This is a genomic window from Xanthobacter cornucopiae (genome assembly GCF_043195065.2).
Taxonomy (GTDB): Bacteria; Pseudomonadota; Alphaproteobacteria; order Rhizobiales; family Xanthobacteraceae; genus Xanthobacter.
On sequence record NZ_CM195531.1, the window covers coordinates 621,665 to 634,385 of the forward strand.

A 12,721-nucleotide genomic window follows, 5' to 3' on the forward strand; every position below is an offset into this window, starting at 1 on the left:
CCATCCATGACCGGAGCATAATCCGCACGATATGCAATTGCAAATTAATCGCATTAAAGATCATTATGCGATCGTAGCCGGTACGCGGGACGCAGCCAAGCCCGCATCGGCGGGTCCGGCGCCGGTCGCCGAGCGCGCGGGGGGACCGTCCGCAGGCTCCAGCGGCGCATCCTGGGGCGTGGCCGCGCGCGCCTCGCCGGCCCTGTTCTCCCGCTCCGCCGGCACCAGGGGGCTGGGCGATGCCGCGGCGTCGTCCTCGCCGCCGGTGAGGACATGTCCAAGCAAGCCGCGCGCCACTTCCCGCTCGCCCATGATGATGTAATTAGCGCCGCTCAGGCGCAGGCGGTCCACTTCCTCGTCCGAATGGGCCCGGGCCATGATGTCGATGCCCGGATTGATCGCCCGCGCCTTGCGCAGCACCCGGCTGGCCTCGAAGCCATTGGGAATGGCCAGGATCAGCCGCTTTGCCCCGGCCACGTTGGCGGCGGCGATGGCGGCGGGAGAGGCGGCGTTGGCATAGACCACCTCGAAGCCGCCGGCGCGCAGCGCCTCCACCCGGTCTTCCTGGTCCTCGATCACCAGCAGCGGCAGCCCGGCCGCTTTCAACCCGTCCGCCACCAGTTGCCCCACCCGGCCATAGCCGACGAGGATGGTGTGGTGCTCGAGCGTGGTGCGCTCGAGGGGCTCCGGCTCCGCCTGCATCCGCTCTGTCGGTGGCGCGTCGGCGGGGGCTTCGGCCGCCGGCTCCGGCGCCTTGCCCCTGGCTGCGGCCTTCGTGGTGGCCTTGACCATCTCCTGCCCCATCTTGCGGGTGCGGAAGCGGTCGAGAATGAGGAAGAAGAAGGGGTTGGCGAGAATGGAGAGGATGGCGGTGGCGAGGATCAGGTCGCTGCCGGCCTTCGGCAGCAGGCCCAGGCTCACGCCCAGCGCCACCAGGATGAAGGAGAACTCGCCAATCTGCGCCAGCGAGGCGGAGATGGTGAGGGCGGTGAACTTGGCATAGCCGAACATCCGCACCAGCAGATAGGCCGCGGCCGACTTGCCCACCAGCACCACCGCCAGGGTGGCCAGCAGCGGCAGCGGGCTGGTGATGAGGATGGAGGGGTCCACCAGCATGCCCACGGACACGAAGAACAGCACCGCGAAGGCATCGCGCAGTGGCAGCGTTTCTTCGGCCGCCCGGTGGGAGAGGGGCGATTCGCTCAGCACCATGCCGGCGAAGAAGGCACCGAGGGCAAACGACACCCCGAACAGCTTGGCCGAGCCGAAGGCGACGCCCAGGGCGATGGCCAGCACCGCGAGCCGGAACAGCTCGCGCGAGCCGATGTGCGCCACCCAATGCATGAGGAAGGGGATGACCCGGCGGCCGATCACCAGCATGAAGGCGACGAAGGCCACCACCTTGGCCAGGGTGACGGCGATGGAGGTCCACACGTCCATGGGCCCGAACCAGGCCGCCGCCGCGCCCGCTTCCACCGGCTTGCCGCCCAGCGCCTCGGACAGGGCGGGCAGCAGCACCAGCGCCAGCACCATGGCGAGGTCCTCGACGATGAGCCAGCCCACCGCGATCCGGCCTTGCTCGCTCTCGATCATGCGTCGTTCCTGCAGCGCCCGCAGCAGCACCACCGTGCTCGCCACCGACAGCGCCAGCCCGAACACGATGCCGCCGCCGATGCCCCAGCCCAGCAGGTGGGCAAGGCCCATGCCCATCAGGGTCGCGACCGCGATCTGCAGCACCGCGCCCGGCACCGCGATGGCCTTCACCGACAGCAGGTCGCTGAGGGAGAAGTGGAGGCCGACGCCGAACATGAGCAGGATGATGCCCACCTCCGCCAGCTCCACGGCGATATGCTGGTCGGCCACGAAGCCGGGGGTGAAGGGGCCGGCCATGACGCCGGCCAGAAGATAGCCCACCAGCGGCGAGAGCCGCAGCCGCTGCGCCACCGCGCCGAAGGCAAAGGCGAGGACGAATGCCCCGACGAGGGTCGCGATCAGCGGCGTATCGTGGGGCAAGCGTCACCTCCGGGGCAGGGGCGGTCAGGGGGAGGAGCATGTGCGCGGCGTCGCGCGGTCATGCCGCTGTGCAGGCATGCCCTCGGATTAAGGGGAACCGAAGGCGGAGCCGGCTTTTCCCGCATATTTGCCGCGGCGCGGAAATGTCGCGACGACCCGTGCGCCCATGGGGCTCGCCCTCAAGCAAAAGGGCACCCGCCGGGGTGCCCTTTTCAACATCGTGCCGCGTCGCGGAGCCGGTCACAGCCAGGGCTGCTCGCCGGCCTTGGCGGTCTCGTAGGCGGCGATGGCGGGCGCCTTTTCCAGCGTCAGGCCGATGTCGTCGAGGCCTTCCAGCAGGCAGCGCTTGCGGAACGGGTCGATTTCGAACCGCACGGTGCCACCGTCGGGGCCGCGGATCTCCTGGGCGGCGAGGTCTACGGTGAGGGTGGCGTTGGCGCCGCGCTCGGCGTCCTCGAACAGCTTGTCGAGGTCGCCCTGGGAGACGACCACCGGCAGGATGCCGTTCTTGAAGCAGTTGTTATAGAAGATGTCGGCAAACGACGTGGAGATCACGCAGCGGATGCCGAAGTCGAGCAGCGCCCACGGGGCGTGCTCCCGCGACGAGCCGCAGCCGAAATTGTCGCCGGCCACCAGCACCTTGGCCTTGCGGTAGGCCGGCTGGTTGAGGACGAAGTCGGGGTTCTCCGTGCCGTCCTCCATGTAGCGCATCTCGGAGAACAGGCCGGTGCCGAGCCCGGTGCGCTTGATCGTCTTCAGATACTGCTTGGGAATGATCATGTCGGTGTCGACATTGACCAGCTTCAGCGGCGCCGCGACGCCTTCGAGGACGGTGAACTTCTCCATGGACCTTGTGAACCTTCCCTGATTTAAGCCTTCGCCCCCGGCGGGCGGCAGGATGCCCCGCCACCCGCGCGAGCGCCAGTCCGTGTGCGGGCGTCAGCTGCCGCGATCGGGCAGCATCCGCTTCAGCACGTCATCCTTGAGAATCACGTGGTGTCCGATGGCTGCCGCCGCATGTGCCAGAGCGACGATGACGAGCCCGTTCGCCAGCCATTCGTGCACCCCCTGCACGGTGCGGGCGAACGTGCGGTCCACCGGCAGCGGCGAGGGAATGGTGAAGAGGGAAAAGAAGGTGACCGCGTCGCCGCGCAGGAACGCGAGATAGATGCCCACCAGCGGCGTCACGATCACCAGCAGATACAAAAGCCCGTGCGCCGCCTCGGAGGCGATCACCACCGGCCGGCTGAGCTGGCGCGAGGGCGCCGGCATGCGCCCGAAAATGCGGTTGGGAATGCGCAGCGCAAGGATCACGAGCAGCAGCAGCCCCACCGAGATGTGGGTCCACCAGATCCAGCCGCGCGCCGGCGTGCCGCGCGCGAAGAACGCCTCCAGGTAGGTGACGCCATAGATGACGAGCACCGCCAGCGCGGTCAGCCAGTGCAGGGCGCGCGCCGTGGGCGGATAACGGGTGAGGGACGGGTCGACGGACATGGGAGGCTCCAGTGTTTGGAAAAGTTCTAATCCCGTGTCCCGGGGTGGTCCAGCACGGTGGTCACTCCGCGTCCGCTTCCACCTCGGCCATGTCGTCGTCCGACAGGCCGAAGTGGTGGCCGATTTCGTGCACCAGCACATGGGTGACGATGTCACCCAGGGTCTCCTCGTTCTCGGCCCAGTAGTCCAGGATCGGCCGGCGATAGAGAAAGACCATGTTGGGCATCTGCCCGGTCTGGGCCAGCGCCCCGCCCTGCGCCTGGCCCACGCCCTGGAACAGGCCGAGCAGGTCGAACGGGGTCTCCGCCTCCAGCGCGTCAAGCACCTCGTCGGTGGGAAAGTCCTCCACGGCGATCACCACGTCGGCGCAGCGCCTGCGGAAGTCCTCCGGCAGCCGGGCGAAGGCGGCCTGCGACAGGTCCTCGAATGCGGCGAGCCCGGGGGCGAGCAGGTGGTGCCAGTCCGGCCCGCCGCCGGCGCTCGCCGACGCGCTCGCCGCCGCTGCCGCGTGGGATGTGGCGCCCGTCTTCGACTTGGATTTGGCGTTGGCGGACATGTCCTGCTCCCTGGCGCGCAGAGGGCGCAAGCCTCCCCGCCGCGTGTCGCGATCCGGCTTTCGGATCGGCTGTGTGCACTGCAGTGCTGAGCCTCAAGATGTTTGCGCTGCACATCTTTGCGCCCGGCGCGGTGATCTTCCCCGACACGGTGCGAACGCCGCCGTTCAGAAAGCGTTCAGTCGCGACTGGTTAAGGAACTCTTAATCGTCTGCATCGTTCACCCCTGCAGACAGCGATCAGGAGTGCAACCATGCTTCGCAAGCTCGCGGTCGCCGGTACGCTGGCGGCCATCCTTGGAATTGCAGTGTTTTTTGCCCCGCACGAGGCGAATACCGCCGCCTTCGCGCTCACCGGGGCCGCCCCCGTCTGAGATTGGCCCGCCGCGCCGGGCACTGTGCCCCCTGCATGATCACGCTTTTGTGATTGTATGACGCGCCAGAATGCCTGGCGCGTCACCTTTCGGCAACGGTGGCCGGTCGTTCAGCCGGTGGTTCAGCCGGCCTTGGGGAACGTGCGCAGGTCCACGAAGTGGCCGGCCACGGCGGCGGCGGCGGCCATGGCCGGCGACACCAGGTGGGTGCGGCCCTTGAAGCCCTGGCGCCCTTCGAAATTGCGGTTCGAGGTGGAGGCGCAGCGCTCCTCCGGCCGCAGGCGGTCGGCATTCATGGCGAGGCACATGGAGCAGCCCGGCTCGCGCCATTCGAAGCCGGCGGCGGTGAAGATCTTGTCGAGGCCTTCCGCTTCCGCCTGCTCCTTCACCAGCCCCGAGCCCGGAACCACCATGGCCGACACGTTCGCATTGACCCGATGCCCGGCAATGGCGGCAGCAGCCTGGCGCAGGTCCTCGATGCGGCCATTGGTGCACGAGCCGATGAAGACCCGGTCGATGGCGATGTCGGTGATCCGGGTGCCGGCGGCAAGGCCCATGTAGGCGAGCGCCCGCTTCTTGGCGGCGCGCTTGACCTCGTCGGCGATCAGCTCCGGATCGGGCACCACGCCATCCACCGCGATCACGTCCTCGGGGCTGGTGCCCCAGGAGACGATGGGCGGCAGGTTGGCGCCGTCCAGGCGGATCTCGGAATCGAACACCGCGCCCTCGTCGCTGCGCAGGGTCTGCCAGAACTGGAGCGCCTTGTCCCAGGCTTCGCCCTTGGGCGACTTGGGCCGGCCCTTCAGATAGTCGAAGGCCTTCTCGTCCGGCGCCACCAGGCCGGCGCGGGCGCCGCCCTCGATGGTCATGTTGCACACCGTCATCCGCCCTTCCATGGACAGGGAGCGGATGGCCTCGCCGGCGAACTCCACCACATAGCCGGTGCCGCCGGCGGTTCCGATGGTGCCGATGATGGCGAGAATCACGTCCTTGGCGCCCACGCCTTCGGGCAGGACCCCGTCGACGGTGACGCGCATGTTCTTCGCCTTCTTCTGGATCAGCGTCTGGGTGGCGAGCACGTGCTCCACCTCCGAGGTGCCGATGCCGTGGGCGAGGGCGCCAAAGGCGCCATGGGTCGATGTGTGGCTGTCGCCACAGACGATGGTGGTGCCCGGCAGGGTGAAGCCCTGCTCCGGCCCTACCACATGCACCACGCCCTGGCGCTTGTCGAAGCCGTCGTAATATTCGATGCCGAACTCGCGGGTGTTCTCCGCCAGCGCGGCGATCTGGGCCACGCTCTCGGGGTCCGGATTGGGCAGGGTGCGGTCGGTGGTGGGCACGTTGTGATCGACAACCGCCAGGGTCTTGCCCGGCGCGCGCACGGCGCGGCCGGTCATGCGCAGGCCTTCGAATGCCTGCGGGCTGGTGACCTCGTGCACCAGATGGCGGTCGATATAGAGCAGGCAGGTGCCGTCGTCCTGGCGGGCCACCACGTGGTCGTCGAAGATCTTGTCGTACAGGGTGCGCGGGCTGCCGGCGGGTGCGGTCATGGTTCTTGTCCTTGGGGTCTTGGGCCGAGGGACGGCCGGCGCGCGGCGAGGCGGCCGGTCCGAGCACGAAAGGCGGAAAGGATGCGCCTCAGCGCGCGTCCACGGCCGAGGCGGCGGTGGTGAAGCGGCCGAAGAAGCGGCCCGGCAGGCGCACATGGTCGGGCACCGCCGCGAATTCCATGGTGGTGCGCGCGAACGGCCCGGCGGCGCAGAAGGCGGCCCGGCTCCGGTTCGAGAAAATGGCGCACGAATGGAACATGGGTGGGTTTGTAGCAGTTCCACGCTGCCGCGACAATCGGGCCTCGCGACATCGTCATGTCATGCTTAGTCGCGACACATCCTGACGCCTGCGCGCCCGCGCGCGCCCAACCGGAGGAGACCCCATGGCCGAAGCACCGGGAACCGTCGTTCCCTATCTCACCGTGAACGGCGCGGCCGAGGCCATCGCCTTCTACCAGCAGGTGTTCGGCGCCCGCGAGACCTATCGGCTGCCGGCCGACGACGGGCGGCGCCTGCTGCATGCCCGGCTCACCCTGGGCACCGGCCTGCTGATGCTCTCCGATGATTTTCCCGAATACTGCACCGGCGGTGGGGCGCCGGCTTCGGGCGGCGTCGCGAGCGTCGCCGTCTCCCTGTCGCTGGCCACCGCCGCCGAGGTCGACGCCACCCACGCCGCCGCCGTGGCCGCCGGCGCCATCTCGGAGACGTCGCCCCAGGATGTGTTCTGGGGCGATCGCTTCGCCACCGTGCGCGACCCGTTCGGGCATCGCTGGATGCTCACCGCGCCCAAGGGGTGAGACCTGTCGGGCTGAGACCGGCAGGGATCAGGCTTGCAGGGATTAGATCTGCAACGGGTGAGACGTCCCGGCCGCCGCGCCGGATGGCTCGGGCTCGCGGGGCGGGCTTTGCGCGTATCCGCCGTCGCCCGGCTTGCGGCGGCGGCGGCGGCAGGGCAGGCACGGTCAAGAAGTACGATCAACACGGGGGTCCGGGGTGCGTTTCATCGAGTCGTTCGAAATGGTGAGCTTTCTCGACACCATTGTGAGCCTTGGCGCCGCCTTCCTGCTGGGCACGCTCATCGGCGCCGAGCGCCAGTATCGCCAGCGCACCGCCGGCCTGCGCACCAATGTGCTGGTGGCGGTGGGCTCGGCGGCGTTTGCCGATCTCGCCGCGCGGGTCGGCTCGCCGCAGGATGCCATGCGCGTGGTGGCCAATGTGGTCACCGGCGTCGGCTTCCTTGGCGCCGGCGTCATCATGAAGGAAGGCCTCAACGTGCGCGGGCTGAACACCGCCGCGACCCTGTGGTGCTCGGCGGCGGTGGGGGCCTGCACCGGCACCGACATGCTGGCCGAGGCCATCCTCATCACCTTCATCATCATCGCCGGCAACACGGTGCTGCGGCCCCTGGCCGCCGCCATCGACCGCATTCCGCTGGACGAGCGCGCCTCCGAGGTCACCTACGAGGTGCGGGTGTCCACCGATGCCGCCTCCGCCGCCGACGTGCGCGACCTGGTGAGCGACGCCCTGGATGCCGCCAAATATCCGGCCGGCGATGTGGTGACGATGGGGCAGCCGGGTGGCGGCGTGGACATCGTCGCCAAGCTGGTGAGCACGGCCGTGAACCGCGCCGAGCTCGACGCCGTGGTGGAGCGGCTGGAGCGCTTGCCCAAGGTCACCCACGCCACCTGGGAAAGCTCGACCCAGGATTGAGCCGCCGGCCCGGGGCGCCGCCCGGGCCTAAGCCCCGGCTAGATGGTGCAGGACGATGCCGGAGGTGGTGGCCACGTTCAGGCTGTCGAAGCCCGGCGCCATGGGGATGGCCACGGTGCGCGCGGCGGCGAGCACGCGGGTCGGCAGGCCCGGCCCCTCGGCGCCGAACAGCGCCGCCACCCGGGGCGGCGGCACGACGGCGGAGAGCCGCTCGCGCCCCGATGGCGACAGCGCCACCACCCCCACGCCCGCCGCCGCCAGGGCCGCCAGCATGGCGTCGGCGTCGGCGAGCCGGGCGAAGGGCACGATGAGGCTCGCCCCCACCGAGACCCGGATCGCCTTGCGATAGAGCGGGTCGCAGCACGCGCGGTCCAGCAGCACCAGGTCGGCACCGAAGGCGGCGGCATTGCGGAAGATGCCGCCCATGTTGTCATGATTGGCGATGCCGGACACCGCCACCACCAGCGCCCGCTCCCCGAGCCCCGCCAGCAGCGCTTGCGCCGGCACCTCCTGCCGCGCCACGCCCAGCGCCAGGATGCCGCGATGGATGGGAAAGCCGACGATGGCGTCCATCACGTCCTGGGGCGCGACGTGAACCGGCATGTGCGACGGCAGCGCCGCGAGCAGGTCCGACAAGCGCTCCGCCTGACCTTGGGACAGCAGCAGCGAGAGCAGGCGGTGGCCCTGGGCGGTGCGGCCGTCTGCGTCCACCTGCGCCGCCAGCAGGCGCAGCACCACTTCGCCCTCGGCGATGAAGCGGCCCTGCCGCCCCACAAGGTCGCGCTCGCGCACGTCACGATATTCGGCGATGCGCGGATCGTCGGCGGCGGGGACGGGAACGATCATCGGCGGTGGGGCAGGGGAGCGAACGTCATGCCGCCTTATAGAGCGCCGCCGGCGGTGCCGCGCCCGCGACAGGCTGTCCCACTTGAGATGGGTCAAGGACGCTGCCGGGTCCCGGGGCGACAGAAAGACCGCCGCCGGCGACATGCTCCGGTCAGGGCCATGGGGCCCGGCGGCGGCGCGGCCATCGGGAAACCGGGGGCAGCCCGGCGCCCTGGGAGGAATCCCCCCTTCCAGGGGCGCCGCACGCGGCCGGCCCGTCACGCCCGGCGAGGGCCCGGCGCGCCGCTTCCACCCGCCCCATTGGCGGGCCGCGAACAGCACCCGCGTCAGGCCCGCGGGCGTGGATGGGCGGGCGATGACAACAATTTGAACATGAATTATGCGTAGGATCTGCTGCACTGCACAGCTGCGGTTGGCGTCGCGTCGCGACGGGAACGAAGCCGGCGCAGCGGCGTTTTCAAGGGGCAGTGGGAGGTAACAGCGGTGGTGCCAGCGGATTCGCGCATCGTCAGCATCGACTTCTGGCGTGGCTTCGCCCTGCTCACGATCTTCATCAATCACGTGCCTGGCCATCTGCTGAGCGCCTACACGTTCCGCAACTTCGGCGTGTCCGACGCGGCGGAACTGTTCGTGCTGCTGGCGGGCGTCTCGGCGGCGTTCGCCTATGCGCGGCCGTTCGAGCCGGGGCGGCGGCTTCGGGTGGGCGCGCGCATCCTCACCCGGGCGTTCAACCTCTATGTGGCCCATCTGGCGCTGGTGATGGTGGCGGTGGCGGTGATCGGCGGCTTCGTGGTGGAGACCGGAGATACCCGCGTGCTCGGCTGGTACCATCTCGACCTCATCATCGAGGCGCCGGTGGAGGCGCTGGTGGGCATGGCGCTGCTCACCTTCCAGCCGGCCTATCTCAATATCCTGCCGCTGTATGTGAGCCTGCTGCTGATGGCGCCGGTGCTGGTGGCGCTGGCGCGGCGCAGCCTGGCGCTCGCTCTCGGTGTCTCGGCGGCGCTGTACCTCGTCGCCCAGCTTGCCCATCTCGGGCCGCCGGTGTGGCCGGGGGCGGGGCGCTGGTATTTCAACCCGCTGGCGTGGCAATTGCTGTTCACGGCCGGGCTCGCCATCGGCATCGTCCTCGACCGGGGCGGCGCCAGGGTTGCCAACCGCGTGCTGGACGTGCTGGTGCCCGTTTATCTGGTGGCGACGGCGGTGTGGGCGCAGCTCGATTTTCCGGTCTCGCTGCAGATCTGGCGCCTGCCCGCCTTCGTGTGGGATTTCGACAAGTCGAATCTCGATCTGCCGCGGGTGCTGCACATTCTCGCGCTTGCCTATTGCGTCACCCGCCTGCCGGTGGAACGCTGGCTGCGGGGGTGGACGGCAAGCGCGCCGCTCATCCTCATCGGCCGCCACGCGCTGCCGGTGTTCTGCCTCGGCACGGTGCTGAGCCTCGGGGCGCAGGTGCTGCGGCCGGCATTCGATGGCGCGGTGTCGTTCGACCTGCTAATCGTGGTGGTTGGGTTCTCGCTCCAATGGTTGCTCGCGTGGGCACTCGAATGGCAGAAGGGCGGACGCGCCGCCGACGCCAAGGCGTCGGGCGAACGGGGGGTCGCGCGCGCCTGAGCGCCGCCGCGGCGCTGGGCCTTGTTCTGCTCCTGGCCTGTTTTCCGTTCGCCCCGGCGCGGGCGGATATGTCGAAGGCCTGCCGGGTGCCGGAAATCTTCCTCACCTTCGACAGCGAGTTGAAGCGCACCGAGCGGCTGGTGGACCGTTCCCAGCCGGTGCGCATCCTGCTCATCGGCCCGCAGCCGGACCGGCTGGCCCTGTCACCGCGCAAGCGCAGCCGGCTCGAGGTGGAGCTGAACCGCCGCCTGCCGGACATCGCCTTCACCATCATCGAGGAAGGGCCGCAGCCGGGGCTGGCGCGGGAGGATTTCCAGCGCATCCGCTCCGCCATCGAGCAGTTCGAGCCGGATCTGGTGATCTGGCAGGTGGGCACCGGCGATGCCCTCGCCGCGACCGATCCGGAGGATTTCGCCCACACCCTGGAGCAGGCGGCGGACGACCTGAAGGGGCGCGACATCGATCTCGTGCTGATCGATCCGCCGTTCGTGCCCAATGTGCCGCATGAGAAGCTCTATGGGCGCCTCGTCAGCCAGATCGACGCCATTTCCGACCAGGAGAAGATGAACGTGGTGCAGCAATACGCCGCCACCAGCTATCTCCTGTCGCGCCTCTCCCGCCCGCCCGCCGCGCCGGACGGCGTGAGCCCGGCCGAGCAGCAGGGGCGGCTGTGCATGCCGGAACTGGTGGCGGAAGCCATCGTGCGGGCGGTGACGCGCTAAGAGCACCTCACAAAACCATTTATTCACCCTATTGGGCAGAGGCTCGGGCATGGCCGAGAGGCTGTTGCCCGATGGGCTTTGGGTCGAGATCGCCCCGTTGTTTCCAGCCGCTGCGCCGCGCCCGAAAGGCGGGCCCCGGGGGTGGCGGACCGCGAGGTTCTGATCGGCATCCTGTTCGCGCTGTACGCCTCGATCCCGTGGGAACGCCTGCCGCTCCAAGTGGCCGGATGCTCGGGCATGAGCTGCTGGCGCCGGCTGTGGGCCTGGCAGGGTGTCGGCGTGTGGGACCAGATCCATCGCCACATGCTGGAGCATCGCAGCCTTTCCGGAGAGATCGACCGGTCGCGCGCCCGCGTGGATGCTTCCTCGGTGCCGGCGAAAAGGGGGGCGACGCGATCGGCCCGAACCCCACCGATCGCGGCAAGCCGGACACCAGGCGGCACATCGTGGTCGACCGAAAGGGCCTGCCCCTCGCCATTGTCCTGACCGGGGCCAACAGGCACGACAGCGGGGTATTGACCGATGTGGTCGACGCCATCCAACCCGTCCGCCAGCGGCGTGACCGTCCCCGCACGCGGCCCACGAAGCTCCACGTCGACAAGGGCTACGACTTCGACCGCTGCCGCAAAGACCTGCGCAAGTGGGGCATCACGACCCGCATCGCCCGCCGCGGCATCGCCAGCTCACAGCATCTCGACCAGCACAGATGGGTGGTCGAGCGCACCTTCGCCTGGATCATCCGGTTCCGCCGCCTCACCCTCCGCTATGAGCGCTCTGCCGACCTCTGCCGCGCCTTCTGCGTCCTCGCTGCCGCTATCATCTGCTTCCGATCCCCCAGCAGGTTTTGTTGGGCGCGCTAAGAGCGCCGCCCTGGTGTGCGTCAGCCCTTGGGGGCGGGACGTCGCTGGAGCCATCTGGCGGCGCCGGATGCAGGGGCGTTACCGATGGCGGCGCGACACCGGCTTGCGAGCGGCTGCCTCCGCTTTCAAAAAGGGGCATGGCATCTGGCCGCTTATGGCCCCGGCCGCCGCAGTCAGACACCGTCGAACTTGGCTGGGGCCAAGGATGAAGGGCCAAGGATGAGGGGCCAAGGGCATATGTGCGCCGCAAGACGGGGTGTGGGCGGGCGCGTCAAAAAGGCCGGGTCCGCGTACTCGTGAGCCCTGGGCACATGATCGCGGAGGCACACCGGTGACGCCGACGCTTCGCACGCCCGTCGCGGTTGGATCGAAGAGCGCGTGAGCATACAGAGCCGCGCCAGATCGCGCAGGACCGGACATCGCCGCACGGGATATCTTCGCTTGGGATGCGCCGCACCGAACATGCAGCAGGTCGCACGCGTCTGCATGGGCGCTTCGCGGCATCTCCAGACCACTGCGGAGTGAGATTCGGGGCCGGAGCCAGACTGGTGGCCGGAGCCCTTCAGGGGCCGCCCAGGGCGGGAGCGTGTCCTTAGGGGAAGCGTCGCGGAGCGCGCGGTGGCCAAGTCAATGACGCGGGCGTGTTCGCCTACGCTCTGGCTCCTTGTGGGATCCCTTCATGCTCTCGCCCATTGCCCCGCCGTCGTCACTGGCGGGGGCGCGGGCGCCGCTAGCCGAACTTGAGCGGCTTGAAGACGACGTCGCCGTAGAGCTTGATCGTGCCGTCCTCGGCGACCAGCGACTTCAGGGAGGCGGCATCCTGCGGCGTCGGCGGCGTGATGGTCACGACGGTTGGCTGCGAATAGGACGGCGTTGCTACCTTGAACAGGTTCGGCGCCTGCTTGGCGAGACTGGCTAGGAATGTCTCACGCTGATCAGGGGTCGGGAACTTCAGCTGCATGTCAGCCTCCGGAACGCACCCTCA

The 12,721-nt window shown here is 69.2% G+C and carries 12 protein-coding genes and 1 pseudogene; 5 read left to right on the forward strand and 8 right to left on the reverse strand.

The genetic code is table 11. From position 1 onward, the window contains the following. Positions 1-63: 63 nt before the first annotated feature. The 6 genes from V5F53_RS02735 to V5F53_RS02760 form a co-directional block, all read right to left on the reverse strand. Entirely contained in the window at positions 64-2,013 is a 1,950-nt protein-coding gene (locus V5F53_RS02735) for a cation:proton antiporter domain-containing protein (protein ID WP_393996937.1), read from the reverse strand. A gap of 240 nt (positions 2,014-2,253) precedes the next feature. Next, positions 2,254-2,859: a 3-isopropylmalate dehydratase small subunit gene (gene leuD / locus V5F53_RS02740; protein WP_393996938.1), complete on the reverse strand. Its 606-nt coding sequence runs from the start codon at positions 2,857-2,859 to the stop codon at positions 2,254-2,256. Between the two features lie 93 nt (positions 2,860-2,952). Then, the gene (locus tag V5F53_RS02745; protein WP_393996939.1) at positions 2,953-3,507 is read right to left on the reverse strand and encodes a cytochrome b; all 555 of its coding nucleotides are present in this window, start codon (positions 3,505-3,507) and stop codon (positions 2,953-2,955) included. A 61-nt stretch (positions 3,508-3,568) separates the two neighbouring features. Then, complete coding sequence (locus V5F53_RS02750; protein WP_393996940.1) at positions 3,569-4,063, reverse strand: metallopeptidase family protein; 495 nt, start codon at positions 4,061-4,063, stop codon at positions 3,569-3,571. Positions 4,064-4,556: 493 nt separating this feature from the next. Further along, positions 4,557-5,984: a 3-isopropylmalate dehydratase large subunit gene (leuC, locus tag V5F53_RS02755; protein ID WP_393996941.1), complete on the reverse strand. Its 1,428-nt coding sequence runs from the start codon at positions 5,982-5,984 to the stop codon at positions 4,557-4,559. 88 nt (positions 5,985-6,072) lie between these two features. Continuing rightward, a complete protein-coding gene (locus tag V5F53_RS02760) occupies positions 6,073-6,243 on the reverse strand; it encodes a hypothetical protein (protein WP_393996942.1) in 171 nt (56 codons plus the stop codon). Between the two features lie 124 nt (positions 6,244-6,367). Between V5F53_RS02760 and V5F53_RS02765 the strand changes: the two genes are divergently transcribed. Continuing rightward, positions 6,368-6,781 (forward strand): VOC family protein, encoded by a 414-nt coding sequence (locus tag V5F53_RS02765; RefSeq protein WP_393996943.1) that lies wholly within the window; start codon positions 6,368-6,370, stop codon positions 6,779-6,781. A gap of 196 nt (positions 6,782-6,977) precedes the next feature. Next, complete coding sequence (locus V5F53_RS02770; RefSeq protein WP_393996944.1) at positions 6,978-7,694, forward strand: MgtC/SapB family protein; 717 nt, start codon at positions 6,978-6,980, stop codon at positions 7,692-7,694. Between the two features lie 27 nt (positions 7,695-7,721). On the opposite strand, the gene V5F53_RS02775 is transcribed toward V5F53_RS02770, so the two are convergent. Then, positions 7,722-8,540, reverse strand: a complete 819-nt coding sequence (locus tag V5F53_RS02775; RefSeq protein ID WP_393996945.1) for a TrmH family RNA methyltransferase — start codon at positions 8,538-8,540, stop codon at positions 7,722-7,724. A gap of 483 nt (positions 8,541-9,023) precedes the next feature. Here V5F53_RS02775 and V5F53_RS02780 point away from each other — a divergent pair, with 483 nt between their 5' ends. From V5F53_RS02780 to V5F53_RS02790, 3 genes and pseudogenes are all read left to right on the forward strand, one after another. Beyond that, positions 9,024-10,154, forward strand: coding sequence for an OpgC family protein (locus V5F53_RS02780; protein WP_393996946.1), 1,131 nt, complete (start codon positions 9,024-9,026; stop codon positions 10,152-10,154). A gap of 68 nt (positions 10,155-10,222) precedes the next feature. Further along, on the forward strand, positions 10,223-10,876 hold the full coding sequence (locus tag V5F53_RS02785; RefSeq protein WP_393996947.1) for an SGNH/GDSL hydrolase family protein: 654 nt from the start codon (positions 10,223-10,225) through the stop codon (positions 10,874-10,876). A 49-nt stretch (positions 10,877-10,925) separates the two neighbouring features. After that, positions 10,926-11,736 (forward strand): annotated as a pseudogene (locus V5F53_RS02790) (IS5 family transposase). Positions 11,737-12,466: 730 nt separating this feature from the next. Here V5F53_RS02790 and V5F53_RS02795 read toward each other — a convergent pair. Continuing rightward, positions 12,467-12,697 carry a hypothetical protein gene (locus V5F53_RS02795; RefSeq protein ID WP_393996948.1) on the reverse strand — a complete coding sequence of 77 codons (231 nt, stop codon included), beginning with the start codon at positions 12,695-12,697 and terminating at the stop codon, positions 12,467-12,469. Positions 12,698-12,721: the final 24 nt, after the last annotated feature.

Coding starts and splice junctions, on each gene's coding strand:
- V5F53_RS02760 (WP_393996942.1), bottom strand. CDS start 6,243: ATGTTCCATTCGTGCGCCATTTTCTCGAACCGGAGCCGGGCCGCCTTC.
- V5F53_RS02745 (WP_393996939.1), bottom strand. CDS start 3,507: ATGTCCGTCGACCCGTCCCTCACCCGTTATCCGCCCACGGCGCGCGCC.
- leuD (WP_393996938.1), bottom strand. CDS start 2,859: ATGGAGAAGTTCACCGTCCTCGAAGGCGTCGCGGCGCCGCTGAAGCTG.
- leuC (WP_393996941.1), bottom strand. CDS start 5,984: ATGACCGCACCCGCCGGCAGCCCGCGCACCCTGTACGACAAGATCTTC.
- V5F53_RS02750 (WP_393996940.1), bottom strand. CDS start 4,063: ATGTCCGCCAACGCCAAATCCAAGTCGAAGACGGGCGCCACATCCCAC.
- V5F53_RS02775 (WP_393996945.1), bottom strand. CDS start 8,540: ATGATCGTTCCCGTCCCCGCCGCCGACGATCCGCGCATCGCCGAATAT.
- V5F53_RS02785 (WP_393996947.1), top strand. CDS start 10,223: ATGTCGAAGGCCTGCCGGGTGCCGGAAATCTTCCTCACCTTCGACAGC.
- V5F53_RS02795 (WP_393996948.1), bottom strand. CDS start 12,697: ATGCAGCTGAAGTTCCCGACCCCTGATCAGCGTGAGACATTCCTAGCC.
- V5F53_RS02765 (WP_393996943.1), top strand. CDS start 6,368: ATGGCCGAAGCACCGGGAACCGTCGTTCCCTATCTCACCGTGAACGGC.